The 20,139-nt window shown below is 39.8% G+C and carries 22 protein-coding genes, 1 tRNA gene and 3 pseudogenes; 9 read left to right on the top strand and 17 right to left on the bottom strand.

Features of this window, described 5'->3' with window-relative positions; genetic code table 11:
• Both ACFILD_RS07810 and ACFILD_RS07805 read left to right on the top strand, forming a co-directional pair.
• A pseudogene (locus ACFILD_RS07810) lies at positions 1–127 on the top strand (late control protein); the annotation flags it as partial.
• On the top strand, positions 84–1,547 hold the full coding sequence (locus ACFILD_RS07805; protein WP_375665001.1) for a replicative DNA helicase: 1,464 nt from the start codon (positions 84–86) through the stop codon (positions 1,545–1,547). The pseudogene ACFILD_RS07810 and the gene ACFILD_RS07805, both read left to right, overlap by 44 nt.
• A gap of 335 nt (positions 1,548–1,882) precedes the next feature.
• Here the strand turns inward: ACFILD_RS07805 and ACFILD_RS07800 are convergent.
• A tRNA-Ser gene (locus ACFILD_RS07800) sits at positions 1,883–1,972 on the bottom strand.
• Positions 1,973–3,075: 1,103 nt separating this feature from the next.
• Here ACFILD_RS07800 and ACFILD_RS07795 point away from each other — a divergent pair.
• Entirely contained in the window at positions 3,076–4,233 is a 1,158-nt protein-coding gene (locus ACFILD_RS07795) for a tyrosine-type recombinase/integrase (protein WP_375664999.1), read from the top strand.
• 107 nt (positions 4,234–4,340) lie between these two features.
• Here the strand turns inward: ACFILD_RS07795 and ACFILD_RS07790 are convergent, their stop codons facing one another.
• From ACFILD_RS07790 to ACFILD_RS07775, 4 genes and pseudogenes are all read right to left on the bottom strand, one after another.
• On the bottom strand, positions 4,341–6,383 hold the full coding sequence (locus ACFILD_RS07790; RefSeq protein WP_375664997.1) for a hypothetical protein: 2,043 nt from the start codon (positions 6,381–6,383) through the stop codon (positions 4,341–4,343).
• Positions 6,384–6,649: 266 nt separating this feature from the next.
• Entirely contained in the window at positions 6,650–6,862 is a 213-nt protein-coding gene (locus tag ACFILD_RS07785) for a hypothetical protein (RefSeq protein WP_375631807.1), read from the bottom strand.
• 132 nt (positions 6,863–6,994) lie between these two features.
• A complete protein-coding gene (locus tag ACFILD_RS07780) occupies positions 6,995–7,222 on the bottom strand; it encodes a hypothetical protein (protein WP_375631806.1) in 228 nt (75 codons plus the stop codon).
• A pseudogene (locus ACFILD_RS07775) lies at positions 7,219–7,881 on the bottom strand (lysozyme). The gene ACFILD_RS07780 and the pseudogene ACFILD_RS07775 overlap by 4 nt, the downstream one beginning before the upstream one ends.
• Before the next feature lie 184 nt (positions 7,882–8,065).
• On the opposite strand from ACFILD_RS07775, the gene ACFILD_RS07770 reads away from it, so the two are divergent.
• Both ACFILD_RS07770 and ACFILD_RS07765 read left to right on the top strand, forming a co-directional pair.
• On the top strand, positions 8,066–8,389 hold the full coding sequence (locus tag ACFILD_RS07770; RefSeq protein WP_015857128.1) for a type II toxin-antitoxin system RelE/ParE family toxin: 324 nt from the start codon (positions 8,066–8,068) through the stop codon (positions 8,387–8,389).
• Positions 8,390–8,401: 12 nt separating this feature from the next.
• A complete protein-coding gene (locus ACFILD_RS07765; RefSeq protein WP_208439803.1) occupies positions 8,402–8,713 on the top strand; it encodes a DNA-binding protein in 312 nt (103 codons plus the stop codon).
• A 92-nt stretch (positions 8,714–8,805) separates the two neighbouring features.
• On the opposite strand, the gene ACFILD_RS07760 is transcribed toward ACFILD_RS07765, so the two are convergent.
• The 8 genes from ACFILD_RS07760 to ACFILD_RS07725 are packed head-to-tail and all read right to left on the bottom strand — an operon-like array spanning position 8,806 to position 14,962.
• The gene (locus ACFILD_RS07760; protein WP_375664995.1) at positions 8,806–10,113 is read right to left on the bottom strand and encodes a phage late control D family protein; all 1,308 of its coding nucleotides are present in this window, start codon (positions 10,111–10,113) and stop codon (positions 8,806–8,808) included.
• On the bottom strand, positions 10,110–10,334 hold the full coding sequence (locus ACFILD_RS07755; protein ID WP_375657809.1) for a tail protein X: 225 nt from the start codon (positions 10,332–10,334) through the stop codon (positions 10,110–10,112). Before ACFILD_RS07755 ends, ACFILD_RS07760 begins: the two co-directional genes overlap by 4 nt.
• The gene (locus ACFILD_RS07750; RefSeq protein ID WP_375664993.1) at positions 10,331–10,711 is read right to left on the bottom strand and encodes a phage tail protein; all 381 of its coding nucleotides are present in this window, start codon (positions 10,709–10,711) and stop codon (positions 10,331–10,333) included. The genes ACFILD_RS07755 and ACFILD_RS07750 overlap by 4 nt, the downstream gene beginning before the upstream one ends.
• Before the next feature lie 5 nt (positions 10,712–10,716).
• On the bottom strand, positions 10,717–12,849 hold the full coding sequence (locus ACFILD_RS07745; RefSeq protein ID WP_375664991.1) for a phage tail protein: 2,133 nt from the start codon (positions 12,847–12,849) through the stop codon (positions 10,717–10,719).
• Positions 12,846–12,908 carry a hypothetical protein gene (locus ACFILD_RS07740; RefSeq protein WP_245256443.1) on the bottom strand — a complete coding sequence of 21 codons (63 nt, stop codon included), beginning with the start codon at positions 12,906–12,908 and terminating at the stop codon, positions 12,846–12,848. Before ACFILD_RS07740 ends, ACFILD_RS07745 begins: the two co-directional genes overlap by 4 nt.
• A 47-nt stretch (positions 12,909–12,955) precedes the next feature.
• Entirely contained in the window at positions 12,956–13,243 is a 288-nt protein-coding gene (locus tag ACFILD_RS07735; RefSeq protein WP_375631916.1) for a phage tail assembly protein, read from the bottom strand.
• A 1-nt stretch (position 13,244) separates the two neighbouring features.
• Positions 13,245–13,751, bottom strand: a complete 507-nt coding sequence (locus tag ACFILD_RS07730; RefSeq protein ID WP_375631999.1) for a phage major tail tube protein — start codon at positions 13,749–13,751, stop codon at positions 13,245–13,247.
• Positions 13,751–14,962, bottom strand: a complete 1,212-nt coding sequence (locus ACFILD_RS07725; RefSeq protein WP_375664989.1) for a phage tail sheath subtilisin-like domain-containing protein — start codon at positions 14,960–14,962, stop codon at positions 13,751–13,753. Before ACFILD_RS07725 ends, ACFILD_RS07730 begins: the two co-directional genes overlap by 1 nt.
• A gap of 417 nt (positions 14,963–15,379) precedes the next feature.
• Between ACFILD_RS07725 and ACFILD_RS07720 the strand changes: the two genes are divergently transcribed.
• From ACFILD_RS07720 to ACFILD_RS07710, 3 genes are read left to right on the top strand one after another with little or no spacing between them, the layout of a single operon-like run.
• Positions 15,380–15,589 (top strand): hypothetical protein, encoded by a 210-nt coding sequence (locus ACFILD_RS07720; protein WP_375662766.1) that lies wholly within the window; start codon positions 15,380–15,382, stop codon positions 15,587–15,589.
• 27 nt (positions 15,590–15,616) lie between these two features.
• Positions 15,617–16,354, top strand: a complete 738-nt coding sequence (locus ACFILD_RS07715; protein WP_375664987.1) for an antA/AntB antirepressor family protein — start codon at positions 15,617–15,619, stop codon at positions 16,352–16,354.
• Positions 16,351–16,629: a hypothetical protein gene (locus tag ACFILD_RS07710; protein WP_375632901.1), complete on the top strand. Its 279-nt coding sequence runs from the start codon at positions 16,351–16,353 to the stop codon at positions 16,627–16,629. Before ACFILD_RS07715 ends, ACFILD_RS07710 begins: the two co-directional genes overlap by 4 nt.
• A gap of 47 nt (positions 16,630–16,676) precedes the next feature.
• On the opposite strand, the gene ACFILD_RS07705 is transcribed toward ACFILD_RS07710, so the two are convergent.
• Complete coding sequence (locus ACFILD_RS07705) at positions 16,677–17,003, bottom strand: HigA family addiction module antitoxin (protein ID WP_273791640.1); 327 nt, start codon at positions 17,001–17,003, stop codon at positions 16,677–16,679.
• A 30-nt stretch (positions 17,004–17,033) separates the two neighbouring features.
• Positions 17,034–17,309 (bottom strand): type II toxin-antitoxin system RelE/ParE family toxin, encoded by a 276-nt coding sequence (locus ACFILD_RS07700; protein WP_273791641.1) that lies wholly within the window; start codon positions 17,307–17,309, stop codon positions 17,034–17,036.
• A 119-nt stretch (positions 17,310–17,428) separates the two neighbouring features.
• Between ACFILD_RS07700 and ACFILD_RS07695 the strand changes: the two genes are divergently transcribed.
• The gene (locus ACFILD_RS07695; RefSeq protein WP_375621862.1) at positions 17,429–17,608 is read left to right on the top strand and encodes a hypothetical protein; all 180 of its coding nucleotides are present in this window, start codon (positions 17,429–17,431) and stop codon (positions 17,606–17,608) included.
• A 309-nt stretch (positions 17,609–17,917) separates the two neighbouring features.
• On the opposite strand, the gene ACFILD_RS07690 is transcribed toward ACFILD_RS07695, so the two are convergent.
• Both ACFILD_RS07690 and ACFILD_RS07685 read right to left on the bottom strand, forming a co-directional pair.
• Complete coding sequence (locus ACFILD_RS07690; RefSeq protein ID WP_375664985.1) at positions 17,918–19,273, bottom strand: Bgr_08870 family protein; 1,356 nt, start codon at positions 19,271–19,273, stop codon at positions 17,918–17,920.
• A gap of 13 nt (positions 19,274–19,286) precedes the next feature.
• A pseudogene (locus ACFILD_RS07685) lies at positions 19,287–20,139 on the bottom strand (DUF4815 domain-containing protein); the annotation flags it as partial.

The following is a 20,139-nucleotide window of genomic DNA, read 5'->3' as shown; positions in this document are numbered from 1 at the left end:
GACCGTCACCCACTGCTATGAGAAGCAAAGCGGATACACCACAGAAATCACCTTTGAGGCACCAGACAAGGGAAAAGAAAGTAATGAGAACACTGAACATGCTAAAAACAGAAAATCCAAGAGATAATTTTGCTTCTTCTTTTCGTCAACTTCCCCATAATATTGAAGCGGAGCAGGCATTACTTGGAGCAATCTTGATTAATAATAATGCACTCGATCGCGTTTCAGACTTTCTCAAAGCAGAACATTTTTTTGAAACGCTACACCAAAAGATCTTTGAGATTGTCTTACAAATTATTCAAAAGGGTCATCTTGCAAACCCCATTACAATCAAGCCCTATATCCAAATGGAAGAAAAAATTGGAGATATTACTGTATACCAGTATGTTGTTCGCTTAGCCACAGAGGCAGTCACTATTATTAACACTGAAGATTATGGACGCGTTATTTATGATCTTTTTATCCGCCGGTCTTTGATTAATCTTGGCAATGAAGTTGCCAATACAGCTTTTGATGCGCCTGTAGAGCTCACGCCTACCCAACAAATTGAAACAATTGAAAATCAGTTATTTGAGCTCGCCGAAAAAGGAAAATATGGAGGTGGGTTTGAAAACTTTGATACAGCCATTGCAAAAGCACTTAACATGGCAAGCGCTGCAAAAAAGCGTTCCTCACAGCTTTCTGGGATAGCTACCCATATCAAAACCCTTGATGAGAAAATGGGAGGATTACAAGCATCTGACTTAATTATCATAGCTGGACGCCCTGGAATGGGGAAAACCTCACTGGCGACCAATATTGCTTTTAATATTGCCAATGCTTGTAAGCGTGATAACAAAACACAAGAAAATGAAGGGGGTATTGTTGGTTTCTTCTCACTTGAGATGTCAACAGAACAGCTTGCAACTCGTATTATCTCAGAACAAATAAAGGTTTCTTCTTCTGATATGCGTCGTGGTAATATCTCAGAAGAGCAATTTACCAACATCATTTACGCAATGCGTTCCTTACAAACAATCCCTCTTTATATTGATCAAACGGGTGGTGTATCCTTTGCACAATTGTCCGCCCGTGCAAGGCGTCTTAAACGACAACATGGTCTAGATGTCTTGATTATCGATTATATCCAACTCATGACAAGCGGTTCAAAGCGTTCATTAGAAAACCGCGTTCAAGAAATTACAGCCATTACCACCGGATTAAAAGCACTTGCAAAAGAACTCAATATTCCCATCATTGCTCTGTCACAACTTTCGCGCCAAGTTGAAAACCGAACCGATAAACGTCCGCAACTCTCTGATTTACGTGAATCTGGTTCAATCGAGCAAGATGCCGACATTGTTCTGTTCGTTTATCGTGAAGAATACTATCTCAAAAATGAAGAACCCAAAGAAGGCACCGCTGAGTATAACAAATGGCAAGAGGCAATGGAGCAAGCCAAGGGTAAAGCCGAGGTTATTATAGCAAAACAACGCCATGGTCCGACAGGAATCGTTCCCCTTGCCTTTCAACCCGACTTTACATGCTTTAGTGATTTGGAAAAATAGGAGCAGAAAAATGCGTTAAAGAGAGCTTTAAATACCCTTTGAAAGGCATTTGAAGATCCTTTGAGAACATCTTTAAAACTCTTTAAAAAAAATAAATTGGTACAAAACCTAGTGGCAAAATATACAAAACCCGCTGGCAAGCTACACATGCTTTAGTGATCTGGAAAAATAGGAGCAGAAAAATGCGTTAAAGAGAGCTTTAAATACCCTTTGAAAGGCATTTGAAGACCCTTTGAGAACATCTTTAAAACTCTTTGAGAAAAAATAAATTGGTACAAAACCTAGTGTCAAAATATACAAAACCCGCTGGCAAGCTACAAACGATAAAAATGCTGTGGCGGAGGGGGTGGGATTCGAACCCACGGTACAGTCTCCTGCACGCCGGTTTTCAAGACCGGTGCCTTAAACCGCTCGGCCACCCCTCCAAACTAGATATGCTTTTTGACAAATTTCTTGTAAAAGGTCAATCATTTTAATACGCATTTTAAAGCGTTCTTTGTAAAACTATTTAAGTTTCAATTAAAATAATTTTTCATAAGTTAATTCTTTGAGTGTGTTATCTAAGAGTTTCATTTCTAAACATGGTAGTTTTTTCTGAAAAAATGAAAGGTAATTATGATATTTATCATTTTTTTCCTGTTTAAAAGTTTTTTATAAAGCAATATTTTTTAAAAGTTCTAACAATCGTTTTCGTAATAATAAGAAATGTTTAGTTGAAAATGTTTGATAAATTATATTAAATTCCGGTCGTGTATTTTTGAATTATTTTACCTTTCCAGATATTTATTTTATTTAGATCGTTCATATTGGCGAAAAGAAAATGTTATTACTCTAACAGTTTATGAGAGATAAATTTGTAAGAATGACATATATATTCAAGGAAAGTTTTTATTGAGTTTAAATTAAGTACAATTCAATAAGAAAGCTCTTTAAAAGATTTTAATTTTTTAAATAAAAATATTCAGATATTTAGTGCGTCTAAAGAGTACCTTGGAGGGAATGGCTGATTTGCACTATTTGAATAAAATTTTATGTAAGATTTGCATCGATAGTTTAAAATTTCTTCTAGATATGACTGGAAATTAGGTATATTTATAATGCTTTTTCTGTGGGATAAGCAAAAAGTTAATTTGAATGGAAGAAAAAATTATTGAGCAATACACTTAGATCAATAGATAATTTGTTAAGGTATTACATAGTTTTTCAAGAATAGAACTTAAAAATGCTAAATTATGCAGAAGCAGAAAGCATAAACTTTAACAGACAAGGTTTTAAAAGCCGATTCATTTACAAACATGTGTAAAATAAAAAATGGTGCCTCCCAGAGAGCGAATCAGGCTTTAGCAACAAGATTCAAAGTATATAAAGATGTGTAAGGGCGTATTGATGTCTATAGCTTTTTATGATTCAATAAAAAAAGTAAGCATTAAAGGAAAAATCTCAAATCAGAAATTAAAGGTGGTCTAAAAGGTGGACCAAAAAAGGTGGACGAGCAATGCTTGAAAAGGTGGACGAGAGGGGACGTTAAGTGAGGGCGATTCATCGGTTATCAGCATTACTTGTAAAGTCCTCTCCACAAGGAAAATATTGTGATGGGGCAGGGCTATGGTTGAATGTTCGAAAAGACAATACACGCTCTTGGTTTTTTCGCTATACGCACCACAATAAGCGCCGTGAAATGGGACTTGGTCCTGTTACAAAACTCTCTTTAAAAGAAGCGCGTGAGCTTGCAAGATATTATAGTGATATTCTTAAAGAAGGCAATGATCCTATCGTCTTTCGAGAACAGACTATTTTAATACAGCAAAGCAATATCTTCCAAGAAATTGCAAAAGCGGCTTTTGAAAGCAAAAAAGCAGAGTTGAAAAATGAAGGTAAAAACGGCCGCTGGTTTTCTCCTCTAGAGTTGCACGTGATTCCACACATAGGCAAATTACCTATAGAAAAATTAACAGCCAATATCATTCGCAATGTTCTCGCACCCCTTTGGCATGAAAAAGCAGACACAGCGCGAAAAGCGCTTAACCGTATCAATATTTGCTTGAAATATGCTGCGGCTCTTGGTTTAGATGTTGATCTACAGGCTTGTATGAAGGCACGCGCGCTTTTAGGAAAACCACGTACGACATCAACAAATATTCCTGCTATGCCATGGCAAGAGGTTCCGGCTTTTTATCAAAACTTAAAGGATGATATCCTTTCAAATTTAGCACTGAAGTTACTCATTTTGACGGGAGTACGGTCATATCCATTGCGCTATTTGCGCCTTGAACAAATTGACAAAAATATATGGACGATACCCAAAGAAAATATGAAGGGCATTGTAGGAAAAGTTTCAGACTTTCGTGTGCCACTAAGTGATGAAGCTTTGAGAGGTATTGAAAAAACTCTCCCCTTTGAAAAGAATGGTTTTCTCTTTTCTGGTCTTAGAGGCAACCCCATTTCTGATGTCACCATGGCAAAGTATATGACAGTTTGTGGTTTGACTTATCGTCCCCATGGTTTTCGTTCAAGCTTACGGGACTGGATAGCAGAGACAACGTCAACACCGTTTGAGATTGCCGAAACTGTTCTTGCCCATTCAGTTGGGAGTTCAGTGACAAAGGCTTATATGCGAACAGACTTTTTAGAGCAACGGCGTGTTCTCTTGGAACAGTGGGCTGCATTTATATCAGGAGAGGCTTGATAATATGTCTATTGTCGAGTCAGGTATCTAAGAAACACTTAAACGATTAGCGGATAGATTACGATATAATCTCTTTTTCCCCGCTTTAAAAGCGGGGAGGGGATAAATCATTTTATTGGCAAATTCATCTTATCGAAAAATAACCGATGTCTTTTCTTGGCATTATCTACAAGCTTGTCAAATGAAATCACTTCTATATAAGCTTTATAATTTTCGTTATATCCAAAATACCCCATGTTATCACCTGTTATTCTTAAATTCGAGTTTTTGCAACATTTCCTTATACTATCAGTTAAATCACAGATAATATAACAATAACCAGGTATATCAAGAGAGTCTTTTATAGGACGACCATCGAATGTTTTTACTTTACCTATTCTAATTTTATCTAGATAATCAAACACTTGTTTAATAGGATCTGTTTTATCTCCTGATTGTGCATCATCTCTCATTGGGCGTTTAATTTCTATTATAAAAAGAGATGCCAATTGCATAGGCTGTTCGTCTGATATTAAAATAGGATTGTCGTATATAGGGTTGTCATATACATTTAAGGCACATATATCAGGTCTTTTATCTTCTGTAGAACCTGTAATAGGCATTTCTTTCAATGAGATGTCAGAAGCTAAATAATCATGAAAAACTAACTTTTCATCTATTAACCATAAATTACAATTATCCATAGAAATGTCATTGGAATCACACTTCATTGGCATTATGAGTTTGTGAATAACATTTTCTTTAGCGTAGCCTTTATCGCTTTTCTTTAAAGCCTTTTCTAGAAGATCTAAGATAACTTTTCTGTGGCATAAGTAACCTATTAGATCAGAGCGATTAAGATCATTTACAGTTTCTACATATGCGCTAACTTTATTTAAGTATTCTTCATAATTTGCGTTTTGTTCAGCTTGCAAAATATCATGACCTTCTTTTAAAGCCTTTTCTTCTAATTTAGTAAGATGTTTATGAAGGAGAAGCTCTAAGCTTTGGTCAGAGCTTGAGGGAGAAGCTATGTAGTCATTTTCAGTTAAATGTTTTAGAACTGTACGGTAACGTGGTGCTTTTTCAGCTACGAATTTTTCAATTATTTTCTTACTGTTTTGAATGTTTTGCTTTAATTCTTTATCTAAGTATTTTTGAATACTAGGGACTACAGCTTTCCGTATTTTATCAAATGATATCTCTATCTTCTCTAGTAACCCTTCAGTATTTTCTTGAATATCAAAGCCTATTCTTTCAGCACGTACTCTTTCATCCAAAAAAGGAGAGCTTACGTAGCAAGAGTAGATAAATTCACCTATATCATCTTGCAGTTTTGCATGAATACCAGGAACGTTATGAGATAATCCCTCTTTTGTGATAACTCTGTTGGCTGCACAAAAATATAAAGCCTGGTTTTCTAAAGGTAAGGACCTAAATTTAATATGCATAATAGAAAAGTTATACTTTTCTATTATTATTTTTTCATTAAAAATGGCTCCATGCATGCATTGTTCATATAGATCATTCAATAATATCTTTTCTGAGTCATCTTCAATAGTTATAGAGGGACAACTACCGGTTCTTGCAAAATACCAGAGACAATGTTCTAAGAGTGCTTTTGCGATAGATTGTAATTTTTTAGGAATATGATTTTTATATTTTTGTTGTAAACCTGTTAACTCAACAACAGTTTCTCTCTTTATACAATTATCTTGAAATTCGTGTAATGCTTTTATACCTTGAACAGCGTCGAATAAGAATTCACGCCCTTTTAATCCTCTATCTGTTTCATAAATACTCCGGATTTTTATATTATCAAAAGCTTTAAGCCATAAAAGTCGTCCTATACCATGGCAACCTTTTTTTATTTTATGATCTGAGTCTAAAGTTTCAAATGATTGAAAATTATGATCATTAAAGCCTGTACCATTATCGATTACTTTAAAACCTATAATTTGTGTTTTGTTTCGTTTTTCAGTATCTTTTTCAAGTGGTAGTGAAGCTTGCTTCGATCTTATGACTGAAACTATAATGTAGCGTGAGGAAAAATCATTTCCTATTTCTTCAATGGAATGAATAGAATTTACAACTGCTTCAAAAAGAGGCAGTAGAGCATGATTTTCTGGTAAAGATGTATTTCTTACGCGGCCACTTAAATTTGTTTTCATTATCCACTCTAATCTATAAAAGACAATCAATTGTGTCGTTTTACAAAGATTTGACTTCCTCTTCATCCTTAAAGGATTAAAATTTCGAAGCTCTTCATATCAAATATAGTTTATTAGAAGCTTTAAATTCATGAAACAATTAATTCAAAGATTAATTCTTTGAAATCCACTGTTTTAAATGGGCGAAGATATTGTCTATCACCTCCATGAGACGAGCAAAATTAAGAATCCATTTTCTAAAGAATTTCGCGCGTCTCAAAGTATGTTTAGAGCCGGATATTTGGTTTTTGTGTAAAAATACTTACAAACGCATCCATAATACGTGAAAAATCAAGCGCTAATAAGAGTATAATGAGTACAATCCATTTTGTATAACGAGACATCACTTTTATACTTTTGTAGGTCATGATGATTTCTTGAAGGATTTCTTTTTCTGCTTCTGTAAGTTCTGTATCGTCTTGTGTTTTTTTTCTAGCCATGTTTCCACCCACACACGCGTTCACCTAGATTATTGTGCTTTAAAATCTCTCTTGCTAAAGTTTGAACTGATGGCGTTCAGATCTTGCCGGCTTAAATAAATTGGCAACCAACCAATACAAGAAGAAGTATATTTATTTGTCGCGCAACCAATCAGAGAGAGCAGTACGCACATCAGCATCACTTTTTTGATTAATTTCATTTTCTACCTCAAGACGGGTTGTGGCTGCTTTTAAAGCTTTTTCTGTTTGCTTTTGTTGCTCTGCTTTTTTCCCAAGAATAAAAGCTCTTGCTAAAATCATAAAAAAAGCAGCTAAAGCCGCGCCTGTTAGCATCAGATTTCTTTTCATCCATAAGATCATAGGCGGTGCTCCTGAAAGCGTTTAGCAACAAAGAAAATACCAGCACATGCGGCTAAAACCATAATGGTGGCCAAAGCCCATTGGATTGGTCCATTGCCTGCTAACAAACCACCAAGCCCAGAAAAAGAGCCAATAATCGGTGCAAGTGCTTCTGCTTTGAAAACCCCCGTTGGTGCTTGCGTTTCTACTGTTTGATAATTGGAGGAAACATAAGCCCCTTTTGCCTATAAGCCTGTTTCTGCCGCACGCCGGTGTGCGAGACCTTCAAGACGCTTACCGCCTGCTTTGGTCCATTTCTGTAGCTCTGCAGGGACAGCTTCATATTTACCTTGATTGAGTTTTTTTAACAGTGTCGAGTTACAAAAGGCTGTTGTTCCTACATTATAGCAAAACGACACTAACGCCGCAAATTGTTCATCCGTTAATGAAACTGTAACAGCGCGTTCAACGACATTTTCAAATTGTCTTAAGTCTTGGCAAAGAAGTTCTTCTGCTTGCTTTTCCGTGATGGTCATGCCTTCGTAAATAAAAGGTTTTCCAGCACTGTTTGTATGTCCATAACCTATTGTCCACACCCCAATGGCATCTTTATAGGCGTTTAAACGCAAACCTTCCCATTGTTTGATAAGTGCAAGTCCTTCTGATGATATTTTTCGCATATGCTTCTCCATAAAAAAAGCTCCGCAAAAAGCAGAGCTGGATTAAAAAAATTGACATCTTTCTCATTCGGAAAGATAGCTTGGTTAAGCTTCATGTCGCTTTTTCATTGGAACAAAAGAAGATTTTTTCTCAACTTTTAATTTCTCTCTTGACAAACATTCGTTTATAAACGAATATAACATCATGTTTGAAATACGTCACTACCTTACTTCTGATGGCAAAGACTTGATAGCTGATTGGCTGCGAAAGCTCCGTGACATGCAGGCTAAAACTGCAATTATTCGCCGCCTTAATCGTTTAGAGCAGGGGAACTTTGGCGATTTCAAGCCGCTTCGTGAGGGTGTCCATGAATTGCGTATTAATGTTGGTCCTGGCTACCGAGTTTATTATGTCCAATCTGGAAAGACCGTATTGTTGCTATTATGCGGTGGCAGCAAAAAAACACAAGAGACTGATATCACTCGTGCATGTGCTTGCTGGCGTGATTGGCAAAACCGTGAAGATTAAAGGAGTGCAAAAATGAAAGACCGTAACCATGATGATGCAATGGCAGAAATATTCCGTGATGATCCTGAGTTGGCAGCGGCTACCCTTGATGCAATCCTAGCAGATGGTGATCAGGGTGAACTGCTTGTAACTCTACGCCAAATGGCCAAAGCTTATGGTGGTGTTCAAGCTGTAGCTAAAGCAGCCAACTTGAACCCAACACAACTTTACCGTACACTTTCAGAGAAAGGTAATCCAGAGTTCCGCAGCTTGAATGCTTTACTGCGTACCATGGGGTTTCGTTTAGCTGTACAGCCTCTTGAACGACCAGTTCCACACGTGTAACTTTAGTGTTCACTCCCCACCTTTAAAGATGGGGAAGGGAGGTATTTAAGCAATCTTTTAAATGAGGGGCTCTACATCTGGTTTATAACCTATCATGTATCCTCTTCGTCCATATGGATGACGCCTTCGCCTTCGTCGCATGCGTTTGGTGGGGCGTTTGGATCAAGGGTATCATCCTTGTCTGGTGTTGTGTTTGCAACGTTTCCAGCTGTGTCTTCTTGGGCTTCATCAAAAAGTTCGCATTCTATTTTTGTGGTGTAACCACCCGTTTTATCAAGTTTGTGCTTAACACTTTTGATACGCCATTCTGCTGGAATATAGGGGCGGAAAGGGGGCTCTTGAACAAGCTTTGCTTCTGCTTGCACAAACGGATCACCACCGATATCACATGAGAAAGAAGACTTACCGCGTGATGATTTATTGCGATAAGCAGCAATGGCCGCAACAGCCTCTGATTGGTTATGGTAGGTGTATTTGAGTTCATGAAACGGCGGATTACCAACTTTGACTTCTTTTTTTTCACCACTGCGTAAATCATGATAGGTTGCGAGAACACCGCCTTTTTTCTCTTTGTCTTCTTCTTGCTTTTCCGATTCTTTTTCTGCTTTTTCTGATTCAGATGATGATGCTCTGTCACTGTTATCCATATGGATAAAGTTTTCATCATCATCAATCTCTTCTGGTTCTCGTGCATCAGCAGCGGCTTTTTGGTCGTCTCCCACATCTGTTTCTAAGCCATTGGCTGCACCTGCTTCATCACGCGCACTGTATTTAAAATCCCAAGAGGTGCAATGTTTTTCATGGATAACAACTATGGGGAGTGTTTCACCGGTGATGGCTTTGCCTTCACCCCGTTTGGCGAGCACAAGTTTGCCATCAACGGGCTTTGCTACCGCATCATATTCCCCTGCGAGGCGTGCAGCAAAAGCCATATCACTTTCCGATGTTTGATCAATATGACGCACAACGATTTTTGCAAGAGAAGGATCAACCTTTGGTGTATAGCCATTACGCTCTGCTATCTCTTGAACAATACTGCCAAGGGTTTGCTGGTGATAGGATTGGCTTTTGGGGGTTCTGTAAGACGTGTTCATTGATGCGGCGCGCCCTGTCACGCTTAAGCTTTGTGGTGGGCTGCTTACAGAGATTTCGTCTATCAGATAGGATCCCATATCGCGGTTTTTCCCGCCTTCATAGCCAAGTGTGACAGAAATGATTGTTCCGATAAGAGGAATATCAAGAAAGCCGTTATCACTGTCACGCGCACGGTCATCAAGCTCTATAGTGATACGATCACTTTTGTTTTCTGCTTCATCGGTAATTTCAATCGACAAAACATAATCCATAAGAGTTTTGGTGATGTCTTCTCCATTTGCCAGAACCATGCAAAAAGGTTTCATGATTGACTGCCCCAAATTCTGATTACCGGTGTGGCTTTAGGATAGGGGAGGGTTGGCAAAACGATTGTGATGCCTGCTTTTAAAATGGGTCCATAGTCTGCAAGACCAAAATTTGCTGCATAAACGCGTTCAACAGCAAGGGCTTGTTGACCTTTGGCATAATATCTCCAGCAAATGGCATCCACCATATCGCCATCTTTGGTCATATAAAGGTCACTCATAGGTCTCCACCATATTCTCTCAACTTTATTGTAAATTCTTGTTTTTTTGGGGTGCCATTATAATGAAAAACGCTTTGTTTTTCCTCTACAGAAAGAATGACAAACTTACCTAAGATTTTGCCTTGACCGGTCACAAGAATGTGAGGTCCCATATGCGCTATTTGCCGTAAATATTCGAGCTGTCTGTGACCACCTTTGAAATCTGGATAAATCACGCCTGCTAAAGAAAATTCCGCATTTGCAACAGCAGGCAATTGAAGAGCAGCCTTTCTCCCCAATCGCCCTTGCTCCACCCATGGAACACCATAAGACATATCAAGTGTTTGGTAAGCTGCTGTTTCAATGGAAAAAATAAAACCACCCAAAGCTAACATCATGGTATTTAATCCGAAAGGCTAGAGGCTATGGCTAAACGTTGCTGTTTTGCATAGCGTTCAAGTGCTTGATTGACAGCGTCTCTGATTTCGTCCTTGAGACCATTTGGTACTGAAATATTGAGATTTGTAATGGTTACACGGGCGTCTACTTCAACGGGCTTATGAACCGTAATTGGCTTTGGAGCTTTAAAAGCACCTACTTTATTTGTTGCCTGCATTTGTCCTGTTTCAACGATACTTGTATTAAAACCACTCTTGCGTTTTTCAGGTGGGGTATTTGTAACCACTACTGTATCAACCATTTTTTTTGCACGTGCATTAGTTTCATCGGTAAAGGTTTTTAAAGTCTGGGTTGAAGTTTTGTTGATTGAAACATTAAAGCCTAGCTTTTCTTTCATCCAATTAGGCATCCAACTGGTTAATTTACTCATCATGCCGCTGAGCCAATCAGACAGAGCATTCCATTTGCTTTTGATGCCGTCCCAAAGTCCATTAATAAGATTGGAGCCTACTTCCATTAAATCGACACCAAACAGCCATTCAATGAGTTCATTGATTTTTTTCGAAATCCAAGAAAGTGGTGAAAAGTTTTTAAAGAACGTCAAGAGGTTATTGAAAACATTACTACATAAGCTGTAAAAAGAATCCCATAGCTTGCTTATAAAGCTTATGACTGTGTCCCAATGTTTGTAGAGCAGATATCCAGCAGCAACAAGAGCTGCAATGCCGCCAATTATCCAGCCGATAGGAGTGGTCATGATTGCGATACCAAGCGATATAAAAGCAGAACTAACGGCAGTTATTGCTGGAATAAGTGAAGCTATAAGAGTTACAGCAAGACCAGCAATTGCGGAAGCAGCTGGTGCTATTGCCGCAATGAATGCTCCGGTAAGAACTGCTCCAACCGCGGCTAAAGATGCAGCTACCCAGCCATTGAGTTCATCCCAATATTTATAGAGTGCGGCAAGTACCGCGATACCCCCAATGAGCCATCCTATGGGCGTCGTCATTATAGTATAGCCAAGGGTGACAAACGCTGCTCCCGCTGCGGCTAATGCGGCAATGAGTGGACCAAAAATGAACGAACCAAGTGCCACAAGTCCTACCTTAAAGAGGGTTATTTCACCAATCAGAGGTTCTAGCCATTGGAACCAGCCTTTAATCCTCTCTGTGAGATCACTGATGCCTTTTCTTAAATCAGAGGTAGGATTAAGCAAATCATTAAGGACTTTTTTTAAGGTTTTTGCCCAGCTCGCAACGGTTGTTTGGATGAGGTCACGGTTTTCATCAATCAATTTTGAAAAACCGTCAATCATATCATTAATCACGGGCATGAAACGCGCGCCAATAAAGCTCGCGATACCGCCTATTTTTTTCTTAAAAGCACCAAGCTTGTCACTTAAATCTGCTGCATAGCGTGCAACATCGGCACCTATGAGCCATTTTCCTTTTCGCGCCTTTGCAAACAGCTCTTTAATGGGTGCCATGCCTTGTGCAAGCATGGTCGCCATTTCTTTACCATCGCCCCCAAACAGCAGAGCGGCAATATGCTGTCTTTGTGCTTGGCTTTTCATCTTACTCATCTTGTCGGTAATTTCTTCTAACAAGACAGAAGTGGATTTGAGTTTTCCAGAAGTGTTTTTGACAGAAATGCCAAGTGCTTCAAAGCCCATCATGCCTCTTTTTTGTCCGGCATATGCTTGTGCTGAACGCCTATTTAAAACCGCTAAGGATTGTTGAAAAAGTTCGGCAGAAGTGCCTGAATTATCGGCTGCATCACCCCATAATTGAAGTGATGCAACACTCATATTTAAATGGTGTGATGCGTGATAAAGACTATCGCCCAGATGCATGGTTTTCATGGTGAGGGCGGCTACACTTGCCACAAGACCACCACCAGCAAGCCCCAAGACACCAGTAAAGACCGAAGCACGGCTTGCCGCCACTCCAAGAGCACTTTGAACGCCATGAAGGCTTTTTGTCATGTTTTTGACAGCAGCAGAAAAGCGCGGAATACCCAAACTATGTGAGAGTGTTTTTGACAATGTATCGAATTTTTTTTGAAGATGTTTGAGAGGTGCGGTGAGTTTGTCTTCAAGAGATAGCTTCACCTTTGCATCAGCAACTTTTTCACTCATTTTGTCTTATACCTTTCTGCTGCTTGATTTCGCCAGAATATGAGTTCTTGCGGTTCCATTTCCATCATCTTTGAAAGGGACCAATGGAACACAATGGTAATATCGGCTATGAGTTTAGCGGCGGTTTCCCAGTCGAGGTATCCCGCCGCTTGATAAAAGACTCCAAAATCTCTCCAATGCTCGACAAGTCATTAATATCGAGTTCTCCAACCGCTTCATGTGCCCATCCAGAAAGGCGTGCAATCATAGCGATTGTTTGCTCTATGCCTTCTTTTTTGTCGATTGCTTGCACATCTTTTGTTTTGGGGCGCTGTAAGGTAATTGTGGTGTGCTCTTTTCCTTCAAAAGTAACAGGTATCAATAATTTATGTGTAATGCTTGTTTGGACTGTCATTTTATAATCCTATATTTTCTCTATGGTCTGCGAGTTGATTGACGCCATTGAATTTTCTCACCAAGTTGAGGACATCTATCTCAACGATTTCAACGTCCTTCTGGACATATTTGAAATACTGCAATGTGAAGGTAGTTGTGGATGTTGCTTTGCTGCCCGGTTGCCATTCTGCCATTTCAAAGCCTTTGCATAGTCCTCTCATGGTAATGACAACACCTTCTGCTGGTGTGCCTTGCGCTTGCATTGAACTTCGTAATGAGATATCGATATCTGTGCGCCCCAACAGTGCCATCAATTCTGGAGAGCAATCAGAAATGGTCATGCTAAGTGTGAGGGTTTCAAGACCAAGGTCAACTTCAATAGAGCTATCCATGCCTCCGCCACGATAGCTTTCAACAACCAAGTTCAAATTCGGTAATGTTACGCTTTCACATTTTGCTTGATAGGGAATGCCGTCGACAAAAATGTTAAAATATTTCAAAACTCTTGGTAAAACGGGGATAGCCATTAAAAAATCTCCTCTAAGTAATCATTTACAATGCGTGAACGGAATGTGATGTGTTCTGCTGGTGTTGTTGGTGTGAATTCGACATTGAAATAGACTCTGCCGCCTTCAATGGCGCTTGCTGTATTCAACTCTAGATCAGGCGTACAACGCCCACCAAGAATGGCGCCTTGTGCTTTCAAATCACGCAAATAGGCATTGACGCTTTCACTGACATCATTCATGTAGGTCTTTTTGATATTGCGGTCGACAGCCCATAGATGTCCGCGCAAAATGGCATCATTGATCATATCTGCGGTGCGTACTACGGATAAGAAAGCAAATTTTGTATCACTTGAGAGTGTGCGATTACCCCAGAGGCGATAACCATTTTCGCGGATAATTGTTGTGATGTTTTGTTCATTGAGAAGGTTGGCACGGCTTGATCTATCACCAATGGAAAAATCAATGGGGCGCGTAATACCAACAATGCCATTGATCACTTTGTTGGAAGGAGAATGCCAAAAACCGTGTGTAAAATCAGTTTTGGCAATGACACCAGCAACTGCTGCACTTGCTGGCTGTTCTATGATCTTTCCATCACGATTTACCTTTACAAATGGGTCAACTATGATGGCGCGCTTTGAATCAAAATCCTTTGCTGTGCTAAGTGCTGCTTCATCTGTGCTGTTTGGTGCATCAAGCACCACAATAGCACGCAGACGCTCTGCAATGCCAATGAGTTCTGCTGCGACGGGGTTGGCAGTTGCACCAGTTCCATTCTCTTCAATATTCACACTGGAAGGGCGTTGATGTGTAAAGCCTGGAGCGATGAGAATGCGTGGTGTTTGTCCCACAATGGATTGCGCTCCAATCAAAGCATGGACGCCTTCATAAGCGCCATTTGCATTCACACCACCCAGAATATTGGTGAGTGTTGCATTTTCGTTATCACCCTCGTTCACGCGTACGACAACGACAATTGCTCCTACTTGTTTAAAAATAAGATCAAGGGCATTGGGTAAGGTACCTTGACGCTTACCCGTTTTATCGAGTTTTGCAGCTTGTGAAAGAGAGCCTGCTACCAAAACCGGTGTGTTGAGAGGGAATGCTTGTTCATCGGCATCGGGTGCTGTGCCAACAATCCCGATAACGGCAGACTGAACCGCGCGAAGGGGGCGGGTGCCGTCGTCAACTTCAACGACTTCAACACCGTGTAAAAAACCTGTTGCCATACTTTATGCTCCTTTAAATGAGGGGTGAATGAAATGAATGGGAAAAAATGAGGGGGTGATTGCTGTATTTGTTAGACTGGCATAATGATAAAAAATTATCGAAAATAGCTTGACATTATTTCTGTAATGTGTATTTTCGAATCAGGTGCCTCAAAAACACCTTGACGATAAGCGGGTGGATTGCCGAAACAGTCTTTTTTCCGCAGATTAAAAGCTTTGACTCATTATATGCGTATAGCATATAAATAGCTTGTCGGGTGTGGTTACGCTATACAATACCCTTTGGGGGAAAGCATAACGACGGACTTATCGCCGTGTTTTTGAGCACCCGGCACTCAGAGATGAAATTAGCAAAAATATCAAAAAATTATTAGAAGCCACTTGACAATGTGGCGACAATATGAATAATCGAATCAGGTGCCTGAAGAACACCTTAAACCAATAGCGGATGGATTGCCGACACAATCTCTTCTCCGCACATTAAAGGCTTTGACTCGTTGTATGTTACGCGCATATAATGGCTTTGTCGGGTGTGGTTATGCCATAAAATACCCTTTTGGGAAAAGCATAACGACGGACTATTGGCCGTGTTTTTCAGCGCCCGGCATTTTTCTGGAATGTCGATGAAAAACATCTAACCAATAGGAGTTCATAATGAACACTCTTATTCCGATATCGGAACAAACTGTTGGACAGGAAATTGTTCAAACAGTAAATGCACGTGAATTGCACGCATTCTTAGAAGCAAAACGAGACTTTTCCAATTGGATTAAGGACCGTATTATCAAATACAATTTAGAAGAAGGAATAGATTATATTTTAACGCTCGCCAAAACTGGCGAACGTCAAAATGTAGTATTAAAAGAATATTACCTTACACTAAATGTAGCCAAAGAGCTCTCTATGCTTGAGAATAATAAGAAAGGTAGAGAGGCTCGTTTATACTTTATCAAATGCGAACGGCTCTTGAAACAAGTAGTGACACCACAAGTTGACTACTCCAAACCCGAAGCATTGCTTGGTGTTTTGAATCACTTACAAAGCCAAATAGAGCAAAAAAATCATGTTATTGCAGAATTAGCACCAAAAGCAAAAGCTTTGGATGGCTTAAAACGCTCTGATGGTTTGTTCGGTCTTATTGAAGCAGCAAAGATGTTAGAGGTACGACCAAAGGATTTAACTGATTACTTGCGTAAACATGACTGGGTGTATCGACGTGCTCCAGGGGCGCCTCTGTTACCTTATCAGGACAAGATCAAGAAAGGATTTATGGATTGTCCCGCTATTACCATTCAAAGACCGGATGGTACAGAAAAGGTGCTGCCTTCAACGAAAATCACATCTAGAGGATTAGCTTGTTTGAGAGAACAAATCCATGGAGGTGTACAATGAACACCAGTATCGACTTTTTATGTGATTTATGGATGGCTTTGTTTCAATTTTCTGATCGTGATGATGTCGAAGATAAGGCTTTTAATGCTCTCATTGAGACCATGGATGCAATAGAAAAAGCTTTGATTTTAAAACTTCAAGATGAATCACCAAACGCACTCAGAGTTCTGGCAATGATTACAAATTTTGGATCTTTAAAACCTCCTTCTATTATGGAGCCTTTGTTGAAAGCTTACGATCCGAGTTTGAAAAATTCTGTTAAGAAAGCTGCTTAACTTTAAAAACATGATTTTATCTCCTCGTCTTTGAGGCGGGGAGGTGGTTAATGGCTCTGTTCCATTTGTATATCCACTTTATTAGCTGTTAATGTTGGAATAGAAGAGACATCAATGTCCCTCAAGGCATGCCATGTATCATAATTGGCTTGAAGCTGTAGCCAAAGGGCTGGTCCATTTCCTAACAATTTACCAATGCGAGCTGCTGTTACGGCTGTGACTGGACGTTCTCCTTTAAGGATACCGTGCAAGTGCTGGCGTGATATTTGAAGAATCCTAGCAATTTCGGTTTTGCTTGCATTTAAATGTTCTAAGGATTCAGCTAAAATTTCTCCTGGATGAGAAGGACAACGATTAGGATTACGTGTGGTCATGGATAGTTTCCTTTACAAATCTTAAAACCTTCAGTGGTATTGCTCTAGATCAACATGGTAAACGTGTCTGTCTTTAAATTCAAAAGTGATACACCAAGGACCATTGATATGAATTGTGTAGCGAGTTGGAGTAAAGCCTTTAAGCATATGAAAATTATAACCTGGTACATTGATATCACTAACTTGAGAAGCAGCGTCAAGGGCATCAAGACGGCGAATAATACGCTGTTGAAGCCTGCTATCAATCTTACTTTTTCCTGTTTCCCAGAGAGATTGGAGGTCTTTATTTTTAAATGTTTTGATCATAGCAAACTCAACAACTTTATTTTAAGTAAGATGTAATGTATTAAGTGACAATTGTCAACAAAAATGTTACAATTTAATATGATTGATGCCAACACTGTGGAACTACAAGAATTTAAGAAATGAATATCAAACCAATTCGTGCTGAGAGGGAGTACCAAGAAGCTTTAGAAATTGTGTCTGCAATGTTTGATAAGCAGCCAGAAGTTAATACTCCAGAATTTGATAGAATGAAAACTCTTGTTTTGTTAATTGAAGCTTATGAAACAGAACACTATCCTGTTTCTCCACCTCATGCGTAAAGAGAAGAATAGGTGCATGGAGGGGATAAATTTGCACGTTAACATCAAGGATTTTACAAACATACCAACGGCTGTCTGATCAAATATTGCTAAAAACTTAGATCCCTTGCCATTCTTAATAAAGTGAATACGAAGTTTAAATTCTATTGTCATTTTGCTCTCCAAATTAATGAAGAGACCATAACAATCATCTCACTCTCTCATAAGACTGACACTGTCAGTCAAAAAGCTCTTTAAAGGGCTTAAAATCATACAAGCCAGCTTATACAACAGCTATCCATTTGACTTGTGCTATCTTTGGTTATGTAATTAATCTTTCCATAACCTTATAAGGACAGCGCCATCAGCTCCAGCACCACTTGGATAAGAATCAGAGTGAGCACCAGCCCCGCCGCCGCCAAAACCACGCCCTGCTTTTCCTGAACTATAGTGACCTTTGCCGACTCCTCCAGAGCCACCCCTTGATGTATCACCTCCAGCATCACCGCCATTGCCGCTTGTTTCACTCGTAATTCCACTCGTTCCAGCATAACCATTTCCGCCTTTGGCAATTCCTAGATGTGCGTCTGTTGCTAAACCAAAATTTCCCCCAATGCCCCCAGCACCACCAATGCCTGAATAGTAATAAGTATTTCCCCTTGATGTATTATAATAAGCACCCCCACCACCATGTCCTCCTGTCGCCGTAATAAAATTTTTGCCAACGGTCGTTGTTCCTCCAGAATTACCTGTTGCACGAAGTGATGCAACAGAAGTTCCACCCTTACCAATTGTGATATCTTCATGACCATTTAAACTGGCTTTATAGCCATACCAGACTGAACAACCGCCACCGCCGCCACCTCCTCCTAATCTTGGCGTATCCGCTCCGCCACCACTACCACCGCCACCCCATGCTTGGATTTCTAACCTAGTTTGGTCTGTTACCCAATCTGGCCATTCAATTTTCCCATCTTGCGTATACAGCAATTCAGCATCGGCAATAATGAGTTTATTAATCAAATCTTTTTTGATGTTTTTAATTTCCTGCTTGAGAATATCTATTTCTGCTTTTGTATAAACAAGATCACCATCGACTTTTAAAGGTCCTTTAAGCAAGCTTCCGTTTGTGTTTAAATTGGTAACCACTTTGCCATTATAGATGAGATTAAACGACGAATTACCCAACAGTTCTAAGTCACCACTCATAGTGACTTTGCTGGTAAATTTATTGTAATTTTTCCATTCATTGGCTTGTTTGAGACGCCCATAGGCTGTGAGATCTTCGTTGATCTTGGCTCTAAAATCGTCAAGACCCACGATATCTTCTGTTTTATGTTGATGCGCGCCTAACAGAGAGATAGCACTCCCAAAGGTGAAGTTATTGTTGCTTGATTTATAGAGAACATAATTATTTGCGGCATCTTTTGCGCCTTCGATATCTCTTAAATCGGCAAAAGTGAAGGTTTTATCCGCTGCCATTTTGCCATTGAGAGCGCTTTCTAAATTTGTGATTTCGCTTATGGTATGCGTGTGTTGTAAAGGTGCTTTTTCGTTTATCTTTTCCTCAACAGCCAAAAGAGCTTGATCAATTTTGGTCAAGTTTTCCCGCAAGATTGGGAATTCAGAACTGATAAAGCGACCTTCTTTAGGCAATTCCATGTCGAGTTTTTTGGTTTTGGTCATCTCTGTTCTCCCATCACAATATACCGGCACCAAAATCACTCACCATGGACCGCGCTGCTGGTCCACCGGTAAGGGTGAGTTTGAGGCGCGCTTGTTTGGCGCCTTTATCACTACTGATAAATTTGCGCTCTGTCCAAAGCGGCTCGGCAAGTTGTTCTGTTTCGTCGAGTTTCAAAGGGGTGAAAGCACCATCATCCAGTTGCATCTCCAGTGAAAAAGTTGCACCGCCTGGTAAAAAGGTTTTGATATAGCTGGTCAACCTTGCCTTTTCCCCAAAGGTAAAAGCACGGGTGACATAAGTGGCTGATTTATGAATCTTCCCCGCAATCAATTGAACAGGAGCAAACAAAACAGGTGAGAGTTTCTCTGTTCCTTTAAGAATGGCACGAAGTTTTACTTTTTCACTGATATATTCAGTAAGGCTTAGCAATTGAAAGGGAAGAAGTTGATAAACCGTGCCATTGTTTCTTTCAATTTCAAAGATGACAGAACAATCGCTTGAAGGCAATTCAATGGCTGCGCGTATTTGCAAATCAGAGCAGTCAACAAGGTCAAAAGTGCCAAGATCAATGGTTTTTTCTGTTTGTGTATAGCGTGCCGCCAGCACTCGAAAGGCTAAAGCCTCATCTTGATGGGCGGTCCAGCTCCTAGCATTGACAGAAGAAAAGCGTGGACCGGTCACGTAAAGGTGGCTCGAGACGTATCTCTGGTGTTCTGCATCAAAATCCCCAAGCTTTGCCAGTGAAACAGAATGATCAGCATCATCGGTTTTAATGACAAAAGCAGTGAGACGGTCATTAGGGACTAACAAAGGGACATCATAGCGTGCCTCTGCCCAACCTAGCTTTGCGCCCTTCATAGAATAA

The sequence above is a fragment of the Bartonella sp. CL162QHHD genome (assembly GCF_042195435.1).
GTDB lineage: Bacteria > Pseudomonadota > Alphaproteobacteria > Rhizobiales > Rhizobiaceae > Bartonella.
This window is presented reverse-complemented; position numbering and strand designations above follow the sequence as displayed.